Raw genomic sequence first — 439 nt, forward strand, 5'->3', positions numbered from 1 at the left:
AACCGCGGACCTCTTGCATGCCATGCAAGCGCTCTCCCAGCTGAGCTATACCCCCGTTGAGGCCAGTCGAACTGCTTGTTGAAACCGCGAATCCGAGGATTCTCAACTTCAACAAAACCGGTTGCCCGGTTGAATGTTGGCGGAGTGGACGGGACTCGAACCCGCGACCCCCGGCGTGACAGGCCGGTATTCTAACCAACTGAACTACCACTCCATACTGCTAAAACTGTACTGCCAAATTCTTGGCGTCCCCACGGGGATTCGAACCCCGGTTACCGCCGTGAAAGGGCGGTGTCCTAGGCCTCTAGACGATGGGGACCCGGACTTGCAAATGCTGCAACTTCTACGGCCAGTTCGGTGCTTGGTGGAGGTACGCGGGATCGAACCGCGGACCTCTTGCATGCCATGCAAGCGCTCTCCCAGCTGAGCTATACCCCCG

Annotated in this window: 3 tRNA genes; all 3 read right to left on the bottom strand. The window is 58.5% G+C overall.

The features are described 5' to 3' along the window. Positions 1 to 137: 137 nt before the first annotated feature. The 3 genes from AT959_RS14725 to AT959_RS14735 all read right to left on the bottom strand — a co-directional run bounded on the left by AT959_RS14725 (position 138) and on the right by AT959_RS14735 (position 438). Positions 138 to 214, bottom strand: a tRNA-Asp gene (locus AT959_RS14725). A gap of 29 nt (positions 215 to 243) precedes the next feature. Further along, positions 244 to 319, bottom strand: a tRNA-Glu gene (locus AT959_RS14730). Between the two features lie 43 nt (positions 320 to 362). Then, a tRNA-Ala gene (locus tag AT959_RS14735) sits at positions 363 to 438 on the bottom strand. Position 439 lies beyond the last annotated feature (1 nt).

Origin of the sequence: Dechloromonas denitrificans (assembly GCF_001551835.1) — a bacterium.
GTDB lineage: Bacteria > Pseudomonadota > Gammaproteobacteria > Burkholderiales > Rhodocyclaceae > Azonexus > Azonexus denitrificans.